This is a genomic window from Kutzneria sp. NPDC052558, assembly GCF_044547355.1.
Classification (GTDB): Bacteria; Actinomycetota; Actinomycetes; order Mycobacteriales; family Pseudonocardiaceae; genus Kutzneria.
Genome location: NZ_JBIUAG010000013.1, coordinates 177,352 through 191,736, shown reverse-complemented (window position 1 = coordinate 191,736; position 14,385 = coordinate 177,352). Strand labels below are relative to the sequence as shown.

The 14,385-nt window shown below is 70.4% G+C and carries 14 protein-coding genes; 4 read left to right on the top strand and 10 right to left on the bottom strand.

Going from position 1 to position 14,385, the window contains the following annotated elements:
• Positions 1-79: 79 nt before the first annotated feature.
• Entirely contained in the window at positions 80-661 is a 582-nt protein-coding gene (locus ACIG5F_RS24295; protein ID WP_396521032.1) for a TetR/AcrR family transcriptional regulator, read from the bottom strand.
• The gene (locus ACIG5F_RS24290; RefSeq protein WP_396521030.1) at positions 648-1,478 is read right to left on the bottom strand and encodes an alpha/beta fold hydrolase; all 831 of its coding nucleotides are present in this window, start codon (positions 1,476-1,478) and stop codon (positions 648-650) included. Before ACIG5F_RS24290 ends, ACIG5F_RS24295 begins: the two co-directional genes overlap by 14 nt.
• Before the next feature lie 152 nt (positions 1,479-1,630).
• Between ACIG5F_RS24290 and ACIG5F_RS24285 the strand changes: the two genes are divergently transcribed.
• A complete protein-coding gene (locus ACIG5F_RS24285) occupies positions 1,631-2,776 on the top strand; it encodes a hypothetical protein (protein ID WP_396521028.1) in 1,146 nt (381 codons plus the stop codon).
• 3 nt (positions 2,777-2,779) lie between these two features.
• Here the strand turns inward: ACIG5F_RS24285 and ACIG5F_RS24280 are convergent, their stop codons facing one another.
• Both ACIG5F_RS24280 and ACIG5F_RS24275 read right to left on the bottom strand, forming a co-directional pair.
• Positions 2,780-3,721, bottom strand: coding sequence for a D-2-hydroxyacid dehydrogenase family protein (locus ACIG5F_RS24280; RefSeq protein WP_396521213.1), 942 nt, complete (start codon positions 3,719-3,721; stop codon positions 2,780-2,782).
• 2 nt (positions 3,722-3,723) lie between these two features.
• Positions 3,724-4,548 carry an AraC family transcriptional regulator gene (locus ACIG5F_RS24275; RefSeq protein ID WP_396521026.1) on the bottom strand — a complete coding sequence of 275 codons (825 nt, stop codon included), beginning with the start codon at positions 4,546-4,548 and terminating at the stop codon, positions 3,724-3,726.
• A gap of 76 nt (positions 4,549-4,624) precedes the next feature.
• Between ACIG5F_RS24275 and ACIG5F_RS24270 the strand changes: the two genes are divergently transcribed.
• The gene (locus ACIG5F_RS24270; protein WP_396521024.1) at positions 4,625-5,482 is read left to right on the top strand and encodes an MBL fold metallo-hydrolase; all 858 of its coding nucleotides are present in this window, start codon (positions 4,625-4,627) and stop codon (positions 5,480-5,482) included.
• A 64-nt stretch (positions 5,483-5,546) separates the two neighbouring features.
• On the opposite strand, the gene ACIG5F_RS24265 is transcribed toward ACIG5F_RS24270, so the two are convergent.
• Together ACIG5F_RS24265 and ACIG5F_RS24260 are read right to left on the bottom strand one after the other, a co-directional pair.
• A complete protein-coding gene (locus tag ACIG5F_RS24265; RefSeq protein WP_396521022.1) occupies positions 5,547-7,118 on the bottom strand; it encodes a phytoene desaturase family protein in 1,572 nt (523 codons plus the stop codon).
• A gap of 138 nt (positions 7,119-7,256) precedes the next feature.
• The gene (locus tag ACIG5F_RS24260; protein WP_396521020.1) at positions 7,257-9,386 is read right to left on the bottom strand and encodes a protease pro-enzyme activation domain-containing protein; all 2,130 of its coding nucleotides are present in this window, start codon (positions 9,384-9,386) and stop codon (positions 7,257-7,259) included.
• Between the two features lie 161 nt (positions 9,387-9,547).
• On the opposite strand from ACIG5F_RS24260, the gene ACIG5F_RS24255 reads away from it, so the two are divergent.
• Positions 9,548-10,438 carry a hypothetical protein gene (locus ACIG5F_RS24255; RefSeq protein ID WP_396521018.1) on the top strand — a complete coding sequence of 297 codons (891 nt, stop codon included), beginning with the start codon at positions 9,548-9,550 and terminating at the stop codon, positions 10,436-10,438.
• Positions 10,439-10,531: 93 nt separating this feature from the next.
• Here ACIG5F_RS24255 and ACIG5F_RS24250 read toward each other — a convergent pair whose 3' ends face one another.
• From ACIG5F_RS24250 to pip, 3 genes are all read right to left on the bottom strand, one after another.
• Positions 10,532-11,785, bottom strand: coding sequence for an RNA polymerase sigma factor (locus tag ACIG5F_RS24250; RefSeq protein ID WP_396521016.1), 1,254 nt, complete (start codon positions 11,783-11,785; stop codon positions 10,532-10,534).
• A 158-nt stretch (positions 11,786-11,943) separates the two neighbouring features.
• Entirely contained in the window at positions 11,944-12,378 is a 435-nt protein-coding gene (locus ACIG5F_RS24245; protein WP_396521015.1) for a YciI family protein, read from the bottom strand.
• 15 nt (positions 12,379-12,393) lie between these two features.
• Entirely contained in the window at positions 12,394-13,404 is a 1,011-nt protein-coding gene (pip, locus tag ACIG5F_RS24240; RefSeq protein WP_396521014.1) for a prolyl aminopeptidase, read from the bottom strand.
• Between the two features lie 73 nt (positions 13,405-13,477).
• Here pip and ACIG5F_RS24235 point away from each other — a divergent pair, with 73 nt between their 5' ends.
• Positions 13,478-13,918: a MarR family transcriptional regulator gene (locus ACIG5F_RS24235; RefSeq protein ID WP_396521211.1), complete on the top strand. Its 441-nt coding sequence runs from the start codon at positions 13,478-13,480 to the stop codon at positions 13,916-13,918.
• Here ACIG5F_RS24235 and ACIG5F_RS24230 read toward each other — a convergent pair.
• Complete coding sequence (locus ACIG5F_RS24230; protein ID WP_396521012.1) at positions 13,909-14,286, bottom strand: winged helix-turn-helix transcriptional regulator; 378 nt, start codon at positions 14,284-14,286, stop codon at positions 13,909-13,911. The genes ACIG5F_RS24235 and ACIG5F_RS24230 overlap by 10 nt on opposite strands.
• Positions 14,287-14,385 lie beyond the last annotated feature (99 nt).

The following is a 14,385-nucleotide window of genomic DNA, read 5'->3' as shown; positions in this document are numbered from 1 at the left end:
TCGCCTTTCGCTGCCGAGCCGAACGCCGCCACGAGTTTGCCATGTCGGACAGGGGCGGCAGGACCGAATCGCCGGACGGTCATCGGCGGACCAAGCCCAGCAGCAGGGTCATCAGGGCCTGCTGGGTGGGGGCCCGGTCGGCGCCGTTGGCGATCATGAGGGCGGACTCGATGACGGCGCTGAGGACGAGCTGGGCGAGGGCCTCCACCGAGGGGGTGGCGATGAGGCCGTCGGCGACGGCGGCGGAGAGTGTGGCGGTGACGAGGCGGAGGCCGTGGCGGGCCTCGATCTCGCGCCAGCGGGACCAGCCGAGGACGGCGGGGGCGTCGGTGAGGGCGATGCGGAGCACGGCGGGGCGCTGGCAGATGTCGAGGAAGAGGGTGACGCCGGCGGCCATCGCCGAGAGGTGGTCGGGGGCGCCGGAGAAAGCGTCGGAGATCTCGGCGGACATCTCCGCCTCCAGCTGCTCGAAGACGTCCTCGAACAGGGCCTGTTTGTCGGCGTAGTGGTGGTAGAGCGCCCCCCGGGTCACGCCGGCGGCCCGGACGATCTCGTCGGTGGACACGGCGGCGTAGCCGCGGGAGGCGAACAGCTCGCGGGCGGCGGCGGTGAGGGCGGACCGGGTGGAGCGGGTGCGTTCCTCCTGGCTACGACGTGGCACCGAGAAAGTTCACCACGAGCCGGGCAAGCGCTTGCGACTGGTCCTCGGGCACGAAGGTGTACGAGTCGTCGATCAACTCGAGACGGGCGTCGGGGAGCACGGAGGCGAGGCGGCGGGCGAGGGAGACGGGGAACAGCTTGTCCTCACGGGCCCACGCCAACAGGACGGGGCGATCGAACTCGCGGAGCTTGGCAACGGCGGCAAGGGTGTGTCGGTTGTGCACGCCGGAGACGAATCGGCGCAGGTCGGCGCGAACCTCGGGACTGATCCGGCTGGGCATCAGGTACGAGTCGACGACCTCGGCGGGCGGCTGGCGTTTGGCGGCCCAGCCGAAGGTCATGGGCAGCCGGTGCAGGGCTCGCACCCGAAGGGCCTGGACGAGCAGCCAGGTGGCGCCGGGAATGCGCACGAGCCGCGGCAAGGGGGCGAACACGGAAGGGAAAAAGGCCTCGAAGCAGTCGCACGAGGTGAGCACGACCCGACCGATCCGCGATGGGTGAGCGGCCATCGCCAGTTGGGTGAGCGCCCCGCCGGTGTCGTTGGCGATCAAGGTGACGTCGCGAAGATCCAGCCGGTCCAGAAACTCGGCGATGAGGGCGGCCACGCCGGGCGGGCTGAGATCGGCGCGGGGCATGGGCACGGAGTGGGCGCCGAGCGGCCAGTCGGGCGCCAGGCACCGATAGCCGGCGCCGGCCACGGCCGGCACGACCTTGCGCCACAGGTCGCCGTTGACCAGCAATCCGTGCACGAAAACGACGGGTGGGCCCGAGCCGACCTCCTGGTAGCGGAGACGCCCGGAGCCGAGTTCGATCTCCATGCCAAAAACATACATACAGTCTGTATGTATGTCCAGATGATCGCCCCTCACAATCAGGCCACTGTGAGCAGGACCCCTGGCTGGTTCGGGGCTACCGCGGCCGGTTGTCGCCTAGGTTGAAGACACACCGCCGATCATCCCGAGGGGGCGACGTGGAGACCGGGACCGACCACCACCAGCCGAGACTGGCCCGGCACCTCACAATGGCCGAGGTCTACGCAGATCAGACCCTGTCCCAGCGCTTCGCGAGCGATCTGAACCACCTGTTGGCCGAGGCGAGGACCACGCCGCGGCGACCGACGACCGACTGGGACGAGTGGCTCGGCACGGTCACCCAGACCCTGGGCCCGTCGCTCACCGACATGGTGTTCCCGTCCACGCCGCCGACCGCGCCGGTGATCCCGCCCAACCAGCGGCACCTGTGGCGCAACCGTCTCAAGGTCATGCGGGACGCGGTGACGACGGAGCCGCATCCCTGGCCGGAGCTGCGGATGACGGTCGCACGGCTGTATCTGGACCTGCTGGCGGCGGGGGTCTGGGAGTCGGGCGAGCAGTGGCGGCCGGAGCTGCGAGACGTGGTCTCGACGCTCCCCCTCGGCGACGGCGAGACCGTCCCGGGCCAGCTGGAGTCGTACCTGAGCTCGCTGATCGCGGTGGGCCTGGCCCTGCTGTGCCAAGAGGCGGACCTGTTCGGCAGCGGCCCCAACGACGCGATCGCCAAGTCGGCGTGGGACCGGGCCGCGGAGGTGGCGGCGTTCGCGGAGGCGGAGCAGGCCGAGCGCTACCTGTACCACCCGGACCAGCCCTACGCGCGCGTCGTGACCCGCACGGATGTGGACTGGGTGATCGAACTGGCCGTGGACTCGGCCGATGATCCGCACGCGGAGTTGCGCGCGGCGTTCGAGAGCGCGGGCCTGGAGGTGGACCTGATCGACGGCGTCTGGGTCTCCAAGGGCACGTTCAAGAATCCGCGCCGCGCGGCGGCCCGGATCGCCACTCTGGTCGGCGACAACTGCGTGACCATGGCCTACAACGACAAGCGGGCCAGCGTGATCATCCGGGACGGCCGCGAGGTGGTGGTGGCCGACTCGACCGCGCCCCGCTGGCGCTACTACCGGCTGACCACGCTGGCCACGCCCGAGTCGCTGCTGGGCGACGCGGAGGGCCTGCCGCCGACCCGCGAGAACGATCCGTTCCGGCCGCTGCCGGACCGGGTCAAGGCCCTGTTCGAGGCGGCCGGCGTGAACTCGCACCACATTCTGGTGCTGTTCGACAGCTTCCGGCCGCGGCTGCGCTGAGGCTCAGCCCAGGGTCCGGATCGGGGCGCCGGCGGCGAAGGCGTGGATGTCCTCGACCGCCTCGACGAAGTACCGGGAGTAGTTGCCGTAGGTCACGTAGCCGAGATGGGGCGTGGCCAGCACCGTGGGCAGTGTCCGAAGTGGATGGTCGGCCGGCAGGGGCTCGAGATCGAACACGTCGAGCCCCGCGCCGGCGATCCGGCCGGCGGTCAGGGCCGCGACCAGCGCGTCGGTGTCCACGATCGCCGCCCGCGAAGTGTTGACCAGCAAGGATGACGGCTTCATCGCGGCCAGTGCGGCGGCGTCGACGAGACCCCGGGTGCGCTCGCTCAGGGCCAGGTGCACGGACACGACGTCACTCGCGGCCATCAGCTCGGGCAGCGACGGCGCCAACGCGGCGCCGACGGCGTCGCAGCGTTCGGACGTCAGATTCTGGCTCCACGCCTGCACGTTCATGCCGAAGGCCCGGGCGATCGTGGCCACGCGGGTGCCGATCTTGCCCAGGCCGATCAGCCCGAGAGTGGCCCCGGCGAGGTCGGTGCCGATGGTGCTCTGCCACGGGCCGCCGGACCGGAACGCGACGTTTTCCGGCACCAGGTGACGGCACAGCCCGAGGATGAGAGCCCAGGTCAGCTCGACCGGCGGCTCGGATCGGCTGGCCGTCCCGCACACGGTCACGCCGGCGCGCGAAGCGGCCGCGAGATCGATGGACGCGTTGCGCATTCCGGACGTGATCAGCAGCCGCAGCTTGGGCAGCCGCTCGATCAGCGACGCCGGAAAGGGCGTGCGCTCCCGCATGATCACGACCACGTCGAAGTCGGCCAGCGCCGCCGCGACCTCGTCCTCCGAAGCCATGTGCTCGCGGAAAACGGTCAGCTCCACCTCGCTCCAGTCGGCCAGGGAGCGCGCCGCGTCCTGGTAGTCGTCGAGGACGGCACAGCGCAACATCAGGAGACCTCCGAGAGCCGGTACTGGTTGGGCGACTGACCGAACAGCCGTTTGAACGCGTGGGAGAAGGCGAACGGGGACTCGTAGCCGACCTGCCGGGCGATGGCCGACAGCGGCGCGTCCGAGTCCCGGAGCAGGCGGGCCGCGCGGGTCATCCGCCACCAGGTCAGGTAGGCCATCGGCGGCTGCCCGACGAGCGCGACGAACCGGCGGGCCAGGGTAGCCCGGGAGTGCCCGACCGCGGCGGCGAGTTCGGGCACGGTCCACGGCCGCGCCGGGTCGTCGTGGATGGCCCGCAGCGCGCCGGCCACCGCGGGATCGGACAGCGCCTGTGACCAACACGCGGTGGGGTTGTCCTCCAGCCAGGCCCGCAGCATGTAGACGAGCAGCAGATCAAGCAGGCCGGACACGACGGCGTCCCGCCCGGAGCGGTCGGCCTCGACCTCGGTGCCGAGCAGATCGATGGCGGCCCGCAGCTCCGGATGCCGGCCCACGGTCGCCGGCAGGTGGATGATCTCGGGCAGCCCGCTGAGCAACGGATGGGGGCGGGACCGGTCGAGCCGGTACTTGCCGCACAGCAGCTCGGTGCCGTCGCCGGCCAGCCCGTGCGCGCTGCCGTGCGGCAGCAGCACGACGTCGCCGACGCCGAGGCGGACGGGGTCGGCGACATCGCTGATCAGCGAGCAGGTTCCCCGCAACAGGATGTGGAAACCCGCGCCCTCGTAGGCCTCGAACGGCACCTGCCACCGGGCGTCGACCGAGGTCCGGTTGGACGACGACCGCCCGGTGCGCAGCACCGTGATGACATCGCTCACCACGTCCACTTGGTGAGCGTATCAAGCATGCGATCGACCGTCATGAGCATTGGAACGCTCACCGCTGAGCAGCAGACTCAGATGCATGGACACGATCACCTGGGGCGGGGTCGAGATCACCAGGGTGGTGGAGTGGCACGGCGAGTTCGGGCCGCTGCGCGCCTTCCTGCCCGGCGTGCCGGACCCGGTCCCGGACTGGCTCGCGCCGGATCACCTCAACCCGGCCACCGGCGGCATGGTCGCCGCGGCCCAGACCTGGGTGCTGCGCAGCGCCGGCCGCACGATCCTGGTCGACACCGGCGTCGGCAACGGCCGGGTCCGCCCGACCATGCCGATCTTCAATCACTGGCGCACGGATTTCCTGGAGCGGCTCCGCGCCGTCGTCGATCCGTCCGATGTGGACGTTGTGGTGAACACGCATGTGCACGCCGACCACGTCGGCTGGAACACCCACGATGTCGACGGCGACTGGGTTGCGACCTTTCCCAACGCCACCTACCTCATCCCCCGCGCCGATCACGAGCACTTCGCCGGCGCGCCGACGCATGAGGACAGCATCAGGCCGATCGTCGAGGCCGGGCTGGCCACGTTGTGGGACAACACTTTCCGCATCGACGAGAACCTCGAGCTGGAGGCCGCGCCGGGCCACACTCCGGGATCGTCCCTGCTGCGGCTGCGCTCCGGCGCCGACCGGGCGGTGTTCGTCGGCGACCTGATCCACAGCCCGTTCCAGATCACGCAGCCGTGGTGCGGCAGCGTGCTCTGCGTGGACGAGGCGATGGCGGCCAAGACCCGGCAGCGGGTGCTGGCCAGGGCCGCCGAGCAAGGTGAGCTGGTGGTGCCGGCCCACTTCGGCGGGCACGGGGCGGTCGAGGTCCGCCCGGCCGGCGACGGCTTCGCCATCACCGCCTGGGCCGCCTTCCCGCCACCTGAAACGCTGTGAACGGACCATTCCTCCCCCCGGAGTGGAGGAATGGTCGGTTCCAAGTGCGGAATGGCATTGGGGTTCAGTCGAGGAGTTCCTGGGCGACGATGTAGCCGGAGCCGCCGCTGATGCCGTGGCCGGGCCAGGTGGCCGCGCCGACCATGTAGAGGTTGGGGACCACGGTGCGGTGGCTGGGCTGGCCGGGCAGCGGGCTGAACACGTAGCTCTGGGCCAGGTCGTGGCTGCCGCCGAAGGGATCGCCGGGCCCGCAGTTGGGGTTGAAGGCGGCCAGCTCGCGCGGGCTGATCAGGTGCCGGTCCAGGATGATGTCGTGCAGGCCCGGCACATGCTTGGCAGCCTCCTCGATCACGCGGTCGGCAAAGGCCTCCTTGACGCCCTCGGTCCAGCCGCGCGAGCCGATGTGGATCTTCTCGGCGGCGTCCCCGTGCACGACCGCGGGCACCTCCAGCATCTGCAGCCGCGCCACGGCCCGGCCGGGCGGGCACCGCGAAGGGTCCACTGTGGACGGAGTGTCCCAGGAGATCGTCGGCTCCACCGGCAGCAGCCCGCGCAGAGCCTCGTTGGTGGCCCGGGAAATCGCGTTCAGGCCACCGGTCAGGTGCGGCTGCCCGACGTGCGCCAGCCGCTCGTCGTGGAAACGCGCCGGCTCGGACAGGGCCAGGTGGACCTGAAACGCGCCGAGGCCGTAGCGATAGTCCTTGGCCTGCTTACGAAGCGCGGGCGGGGTGACGCCGTCCTCGTGGTCCAGCAGCTTCAGGTACAGCTGGTCCGGGTTGACGGAAGCGATCACGGACCGCCGGGAGTGGCACACCTCGCCGTCGGCGGTGCGCACGCCGACGGCATGCCCGTCCTTGACCAGGACGTGCCGCACCCACTGTCCACATCGGACCTCGCCGCCGTTGCGCTCGATCACCTTGACCAGCGCCTTGACCAGTTCCTCGCTGCCGCCCCTGGGAATCGGCATGCCGACCATGGTCAGCGCGGCCAGCACCAACACGGTCCAGGTGCCGCTGTTGGCATCGTCGACGGCCCGGCCGAGGTGGGTAGCCCACGGCGCGAGCATGGCGTGCAGCACGGGCGATTGGAACCGCTGGGCCAGCAAGGCCCGCGCGCTCAACGTGAACATGTGCGCGAAGTCGGAAAAACCGCCGTCCGGCGTGTGCATCAGGCTCTGGATCGCGGTGGCCGAACTGTCCGCGGTCAGGTCCGCGGAGCACAGCGCGAACACGGTCTGGATGGCCGGCCCGAACTCCTTGAACAGCTCGGCCAGCGCGTCGCCGTCGCCGGGCGCGAGCCGGTTGAACTCGACGACGTTCTCGTCCAGGTCGGTGGACACCACCGAGCCGCGGCCGCCGGGCAGCGAGACGCCGGTCGGGTAGCGGGTGTTGAGGTACTCCAGGTCCAGCTCGGCCCGCAGGTCGGCGTAGGCCGGGCCGGCCACGAACAGCGGGTGCGCGGCCGAGAAGTTGTCGTGCCGGAAGCCGGGCAGGGTCAGCTCGTCGGTGCGCACCAGGCCGCCGGGGCGGTCGTTGCCCTCCAGCACCAGCACGCCCCAGCCGGCCCGGGCCAGGTAGGCGGCGGTGACCAGCGCGTTGTGGCCGCTGCCGACGACAACCGCGTCGTATGCCTGCATCCTCGAATCATGACCGGGCCACGACCGCCCGACAACCGTGGATGCTGTGCTTTTTCGGTGACGTCACGGTGACAGGCGAGGGTCCGCGCCGGGCCATGCAGGGGTGGCCCGGCGCGGGGGTCTCGCGGATCGGCGGGATCAGAAGCCGTACACGGTGAACGTGAACGTGGTCGTGCCCGAAGTGCCGTTGGCCTCGGACGCGGTCACCGTGACCGAGTACGTGCCGGCCGCGCTGGGCGTGCCGGTGATCGCCCCGGACGCGCTGATCTTCAGGCCGGGCGGCAGGCCGGTGGCGGAGAAGGTCAGCGCGCCGCCGTCACTGGCCGTGGCGCTGATCTGGATGGTCTGGAACAGCGGATATCCCTTGAACGCCCACTGGTTCCCGGGATTGGTCACGGTCACGGCGCCGGTGGGCGGGTTGCCGACCGTCCACCGGAAACTGGCGTTGCCGGAGGCCTGGGTGTCGTCGGTGACCGTGACCGTCACGGTCGAAACGCCCTGCGTGGTCGCGGCGCCCGAGATGACGCCGGTGCCCGAGTCGATCGCCAGCCCCGCCGGCAGCCCGCTGGCCGCATAGCTCAGCTTGGCCGATGACGAGGAGTCGGTGGCCTTGATCGGCAGGTTGACGCTGCCGTTGACGGCCGTGGTCTGGTCGCCGGGGTTGGTCACCGTGACGGTGTTGCCGGTGCTGGAACCGTTGAGGGCGTTGAACAACTTGGCGCCGTCGTACGAACCCCAGCCGGTCGTCTCGTCATAGCCGGGGCCGGCCTTGAAGTCCCCGTTGTTGCCGGTGGTGACGTCGTGGAAGGTGTTGCCCTTGAGGCCGTAGATGGCGGCGTTGCCGGCACCGAGCTTGGACTTGGCCTTCTGGTCGTACAGCGCGGCCCAGCCGGCCCACATCGGCGCGGCACAACTGGTTCCGCCGTAGACCTGCCACTGCCCGCCGGTGTAGACTGAGTAGCCGGTGTTCGGGTCGCCGTCGCTGGCCACGTCGGGCACGGTCCGCTTGCCGTTCACGCCGGTCTGCCAGCTCGGGGCGCTGAACACCTTGGACACGCCGCCGCCGGTGGAGCCGATCGAGTTGTTCCACACGGTCTCGGAGCCGTAGGAGTTGTTGCTGCCGACGGAGAGCGTGGTGCCGCCGACTCCCGTGACGTTCGGGGATGACGCCGGGAAGTCGACGGCGACCACGCCCGCTCCGGAGTCGCTGCGCGTGCAGTCCTTCGAGCCGCTGTCGCCGGAGGCGGCGAAGAAGCTCTGGCCCTGCGCAGCGCCCTGCTTGAAGGCGTTGTCGACGCTGGTCATCGTGGAGGAGGTGCTGTCCTGCTCGCACAGGCCCCAGGAGATGGAGACCACCTGGGCCTTGTTCTCCTTGACGATCTGGTTGGCCATGTCGAGCTCGCCGGCGTCGGTGTTGGGCGCCTCGTAGACCAGGGTCGCCGCCTTGGGCGCGATGGCCTGCACGATCTCGATGTCCAGGCTGACCTCGGCCTGCCCCTGGCCGGGGCTGGAGTCGTAGTTGGCGCCGTCCACCGAGACGGTGACCGGGGCCGGCGAGCTCAGGCCGAACTGCTGGTCGTAGGTGGAGATGTCGGACTTCTTGTAGCCGTCGAACTCCCACAGCGCCACGGTCTGGCCGCTGCCGTCGGCGCCGATGCCGTTGGTGTCGTAGATCGACCGCAGCGCGGCCGGCCCGAGGCCGGACGGGGCCGCCGGCTTCGCGTCACGGTGCCGGACGGCGTAGTCGTTCAGACCGGACACGCCCTGCACCAGGCCGGCGATGCTGGCCGGCAGCACCGGGTTCCGATCGTTGGCGAAGAACTGCCGGCCGTCGCGGTCGTACCGGCCGATCGGGGTCGCGAACGCGGCGGCGACCTGGGCCGCGGTGCCGGTGGCGTCGACGGCCTGGCCGTTGACGCCGGTCACCGTCAGCCCCCTGGCCTGGAGGTAGGCGCTTACCTGGTCGTAGGACCGCTGGGACGGCCCGAACCGGTCGGCGAACTGGGCGGGGGTGAGGTAGTGGCCGTAGTCGGGCGAATGCGGGTCGGCGACCGCGGCCAGGAACCGGTCCAGGCCGGCGGCGTCGCGCAGCTTGAGCGGGACGGCGACGTGCAGCGGCCGGTCGGCCGGCAGGTCGCCGACGCGGTGGCTGACGCCGACGGCCGGGCTGATGTCGCCGGTGAGCGCGACCTGCGGTTCGGCGGCGGAGGCGGGGCCGCCGAGCGCCGGCAGGGCGAGCGCCAGGGGCGTGGCGAGCAGGATCGCCACGCGTGAAATAGTTTTCACGTCTTCTCCACTAGGCAGGGAAATTAAGTGTTAACGAGAGGCGTGGAATTGTTGCCGACGCAGTACACGACCGGTCACGGCGCGATGTCAAGGGCCCATTGACGGGTGGTAATCGCGCTTTTGGTCGGCGATAATCGGGCGCGATGACGCACCGTCGCGACTTCGCGCCCGCCCTGCACGGCGCGATCACCGCCAGCGGACTGACCCTGGACCGCATCGTCCATCGGCTCGCCGAGCGGGGATTCGCGCTGAGCACAGCCACGCTCAGCTACTGGTCCCGAGGCCGGAGCAGACCCGAGCGCCCGGAGTCTCTGGCCGCGCTGTCCGCGTTGGAGGAGATCCTGCGGGTGCCCGCCGGATCGCTGCGCGAACTGCTCGGGGACCGGGTGCGCCGGGGCCGCGGCACGGCCCGGCCGGTGCCGTCTGGCGAGCTCTGGGGGCACTTCGGCGAGGCCGTCGAGGAGCTGATGTCGCAGGTCCAGCTGCCGGCCGAGCACCGTAGGGTGCTCAGTTACCACGAGCGCTACGACATGGACGCGACCGGCGCCGAGACCTACTGCCGGGTGATCGCGGTGCTTGAGGCGGTCACCGAGCGGGCCAAGCACATGATCACCGTCTACCGCGACGACACCCGGGGCGGACGGCTGCCGACCGTGGTGCCGATGGCCGGGGTGCGGCTGGGGCGGGTCGGCGTCGACGAGCGGCAGCACCTGCTGGCCGCCGAACTGTGGTTCGACCAGAACCTGCGCAAGGGTGAGCGAACCGTTGTCGAATACGGCCTCGACTTTGTTCCCGGCGGCAACAGGGCGATGATGTGCGAACGCCGATTCGCGGCTCCGATCCGGCAGTACGTGCTGGAGGTCTCCTTTCGTCCGGAAGCGGTTCCGCACTACTTTCGGGCCACCTCTGAACCGAATCAGGGCGGCCCTTCGACGTCACAAGAACTCACCGCCGACGGCCGGCACACCGTCCGCGCGGTCTGGCTCGACCAGCCGGCCGGCGCCTACCGCATCGAATGGGAGTGGGACCGCTGACCCGCACGGCCACCGCCGCACGGCCACCGCTTGGAAGGGGGCTTTCCTCCACTCCGAGTGGAGGAAAGCCCCCTTCCAAGCGTCAAAACGGGGTCAGGGGCAGGCGGCGGCGCGGTCCAGGAGGAGGGTTCGCTCCCGTTCGTTGCGGGTCAGCGCGGCGGCCCGCTCGAACTCGGCGCGGGCCTCGGCGTGCCGGCCGAGTTTCACCAGGAAGTCGCCGCGCACGCTGGGCAGCAGGTGGTAGTTCTGCATCGCGGGGATGGCCATCAGCTGGTCGAGCAGGGCCAGGCCGGTCGCCGGCCCGAAGGCCATGGACAGCGCCACCGCGCGGTTGAGCTCGACCACGGGGGACGGCGTCGCCTCGGCCAACCGCTCGTACAGCCAGGCAATGCGCTCCCAGTCGGTGTCCTCGAACCGCCGAGCCCGGGCATGGCAGGCGGCGATGGCCGCTTGCAGCACGTACGAGCCGGGCTTGTCGTCGATCAGGGCGTCGGCCCGCTCCAGCGCGGCCAGGCCGCGGCGGATCAGCAACTGGTCCCAGCGGGCCCGGTTCTGGTCGGCCAGCAGGATCGGCTCGCCGTTGGGGCCGGTGCGCGCCGCGGCCCGGGACGCCTGGATCTCCATCAGCGCCACCAGCCCGTGCACCTCGGGCTCGCGCGGGGCCAGCCGGGCCAGGACCCGGCCCAGCCGCAAGGCGTCCTCGCACAGGGCCGGCCGCATCCAGTCGTCGCCGGCGGTGGCCGAGTAGCCCTCGTTGAAGATCAGGTAGACGACCTCCAGCACCGAGGACAGCCGGGCCGCCAGCTCCTCCCCCTGCGGCACCTCGAACGGCACCTTGGCCTTGGCCAAGGTTTTCTTCGCGCGCACGATCCGTTGCGCCATCGTGGTTTCCGGCACCAGGAAGGCCCGGGCGATCTCGTCGGTGGCCAGGCCGCCGAGCAGCCGCAGCGTCAGCGCCGCGCGGGCCTCGGTGGACAGAACCGGGTGACAGGCCACAAAAACCAGCCGCAGCAGGTCGTCGCCGATGCCGTCGTCCTCGGCGACCATCGCGCCGATGTCCGGGGTGGACTCCTCCAGGTCCCGGCCGACCTCCTCGACCTTGCGCTTGAAGGTCTCGTTGCGGCGGATCTGGTCGATGGCGCGGCGCTTGGCCGTGGTCATCAGCCAGGCGCCGGGATTGTTCGGCACGCCCGCGTCCGGCCACTGCTCCAGGGCCGCGACCAGGGCGTCCTGGGCCAGCTCCTCGGCCGTGCCGACATCGCGGACCAGGCGCGTCAGCCCGGCGATGAGCCGGGGCGCCTCGATCCTCCAGACAGCCTCGATCGCACGGTGGGTGTCGGTGGCCACCGCCACAGTATCCTCGCCGCGCGTTCCGCGCGGGGCGGGTTCGCTCGTGACCGGTCTGTTCGCCTTGGCCGGAAAAATCGCTGAACAGATGCGATTTTTCCGGCCCGTGGCTCCAGAGACCGGCGCGAACCCGCGTCCAGCCGGGTTCAGCCCGGATATCAGCTGTTGTGCTGGGCGGCGGCCCGGGCCCGCAGCTCCTCCACGGCGGCCTGCCGCTCGGGCGTGAAGTTCTCGCCGAAGTCCTCGGCCTCGAACACCCGCCGGATCTCGATGTTGGTCTGGACGCCGGGCGCCGGGTTGGGGCAGCGCTTGAACCGCTCGACGCACTCCTCCAGCGACTTGGCCTCGACCAGCCAGTAGCCGGCGATCAGCTCCTTGCTCTCGGTGAACGGCCCGTCGACCACGGTCTTCTTGTCGCCGTCGAAGTAGATGCGGGCGCCCTTGGCGCTGGACTGCAGGCCGTCGGCCGCCAGCAGCACGCCCGCGTCGACCAGTTCCTCGTTGAACTTGCCCATGGCCTCGAACTCCTCCGGCGTGGGCAGCACGCCGGCCTCGCTCGCCTCGCTGGCCTTGACGATCACCATGAACCGCATCGCTGTCTCCTCATGTCAGGGTGCCTTCTCACCTACGCGTCGATCGGCGGTCGGCTCGCTCGACACCCTGCCAGAAGTTTTTTCCGCGAACTTGTCGGTGGCCGTGACCAGGGCGTGTCGCATGCCCGGCGACCGCACGCTGTGACCCTCGTCGGGGACCATCACCAGCTCGGCGTGCGGCACGGCCTGGGCCAGCAGCCACGGCGCGCCGACGAGGTTGCCCAGGTCGAGGACGCCCTGCACGAACACGGTCGGGATGTCCTTGAGCCGGCCGGCGTTGGCCAGCACCTCGTCCGGGCCGATGAAGTGGTCCTGGCTCCAGTAGTGGGTGACCAGCCGGGTGAAGGCGTAGGCGAACTGCTCGTCCTCCTCGTACATGGCGCGGGCCGGCGCGTACGGGAGCATGGCGTCCTCCCAGTCGCACCAGGCGCGCATGGCCCGGTCCCGCACTGCCGGGTCGGGATCGTTGAGCAGCTTGTAGTAGCCGGCAGGAGTGTTGTCGCGGTCGGATTCCGGCAGCGGCGCGAGGAACTTCTCGTAGGCCTGCGGGAAGATCCCGCCGAGCCCTCGGGTCAACAGCTCGACGTCCTCACGGCGGCCGGTGGCCAGGCCCATCTGCACCAGCTCGGTGACCCGGTCCGGGTGGCGCTCGGCGTAGACGAGGCTGAGCACGCAGCCCCAGGAGCCGCCGAACAGCATCCACCGGTCGATGCCGAGGTGCTCGCGCAGCAGTTCCATGTCGGCGATCAGGTGATCGGTGGTGTTGGCCGACAGGTCGACGGCCGGGTCGGCCGCGTTGGGCCGGCTGCGGCCGCAGTTGCGCTGGTCGAACAGCACGATCCGGTAGCGCTCGGGGTCGAAGTAGCGGCGGGAGTTGGGGTTGCTGCCGCTGCCGGGGCCGCCGTGCACGGACAGCACCGGCTTGCCGTCGGGGTTGCCGCAGGTCTCCCAGTAGACGAGGTTGCCGTCGCCGACGTCGAGTAGACCGTGGTCGTAGGGCTCGAGCTCCGGGTAGCGGTCGCGCATGGGTTCCCCTCCGTCTGATATGACAGCACTGTTACATTAGCACTGTTATATTGACGGTGTGACGGGACCGGGAATGGGCACACGACTGCGCCACCTGATCGAGCTGCTGGACGACGGCGTGGCGACCGTCGAGGAGGAGTTGGGACTGGCCGGGTTCCGGCCGCGCTTCGCGCCGTTCGTGCGCACGCTGGCCACGCTCGGCCCGAGCTCGATCCGCGATCTGGCGGCGGCGGTCGAGGTCACCCACTCGGCCGCGAGCCAGACCGTCGCGCAGATGGATCGTCAGGGACTGGTGTCACTGTCGCCGGGAACCGATGCGCGGCAACGGATCGTGGACCTCACGCCCCGAACGCGGGAACTGCTACCCACGCTGGAACGGGCCTGGCAGGCCGCGGAGGCGGCCGGACGGGAGCTGGACGCGGAGCTGCCGCACCCACTGTCCGAAGTGGTCGTCGCGGCCACGGAAGCGTTGCGGCGAAAGCCACATCGCGACCGAATCCGCGATCACCTGTAGCGGCTGCGGTTGGCGTTGATCTGCTCACGGTTGGCCATCGCCCACTCGGCGAGCGCGATCACCAGCGGCGCCAACGTCTTTCCCAGCTCGGTCACCTCGTACTCGACCCGCGGCGGCACCTCGGCGTAGGCGGTGCGGGCCAGCAGGCCGTCCTCGACGAGGTGCTTCAACGTCAGCGTGAGCATGCGCTGCGAGATGCCGGCGATCCGCTTCTCCAGCTCGCCGAAGCGCAGCGGGCCCTCGCGCAGCGTGGCCACAACCAGCAGGCTCCACTTGTCGCCGATCCGGTCCAGCACCTCGCGGACCGCGCCGCCGTCCTCGATCGCCATCGTGCGCGGGCAGTTGCCCTCGGGTGTGACCTGCGTCATAGTCAAGCCGCCTTTCCTGGACACATACACCGATGTGCCTTTTGCAGCGTCGCCCATGCGGACAGACCATGAGGCTACGCACAAGGGGTAAGGATTGGG

Excerpts from the sequence above, each read along its gene's own strand:
- ACIG5F_RS24255 (WP_396521018.1), top strand. The coding sequence starts at position 9,548 with ATGACGCACCGTCGCGACTTCGCGCCCGCCCTGCACGGCGCGATCACC.
- ACIG5F_RS24230 (WP_396521012.1), bottom strand. The coding sequence starts at position 14,286 with ATGACGCAGGTCACACCCGAGGGCAACTGCCCGCGCACGATGGCGATC.
- ACIG5F_RS24265 (WP_396521022.1), bottom strand. The coding sequence starts at position 7,118 with ATGCAGGCATACGACGCGGTTGTCGTCGGCAGCGGCCACAACGCGCTG.
- ACIG5F_RS24245 (WP_396521015.1), bottom strand. The coding sequence starts at position 12,378 with ATGCGGTTCATGGTGATCGTCAAGGCCAGCGAGGCGAGCGAGGCCGGC.
- ACIG5F_RS24235 (WP_396521211.1), top strand. The coding sequence starts at position 13,478 with ATGGGCACACGACTGCGCCACCTGATCGAGCTGCTGGACGACGGCGTG.
- ACIG5F_RS24270 (WP_396521024.1), top strand. The coding sequence starts at position 4,625 with ATGGACACGATCACCTGGGGCGGGGTCGAGATCACCAGGGTGGTGGAG.
- ACIG5F_RS24290 (WP_396521030.1), bottom strand. The coding sequence starts at position 1,478 with ATGGAGATCGAACTCGGCTCCGGGCGTCTCCGCTACCAGGAGGTCGGC.
- pip (WP_396521014.1), bottom strand. The coding sequence starts at position 13,404 with ATGCGCGACCGCTACCCGGAGCTCGAGCCCTACGACCACGGTCTACTC.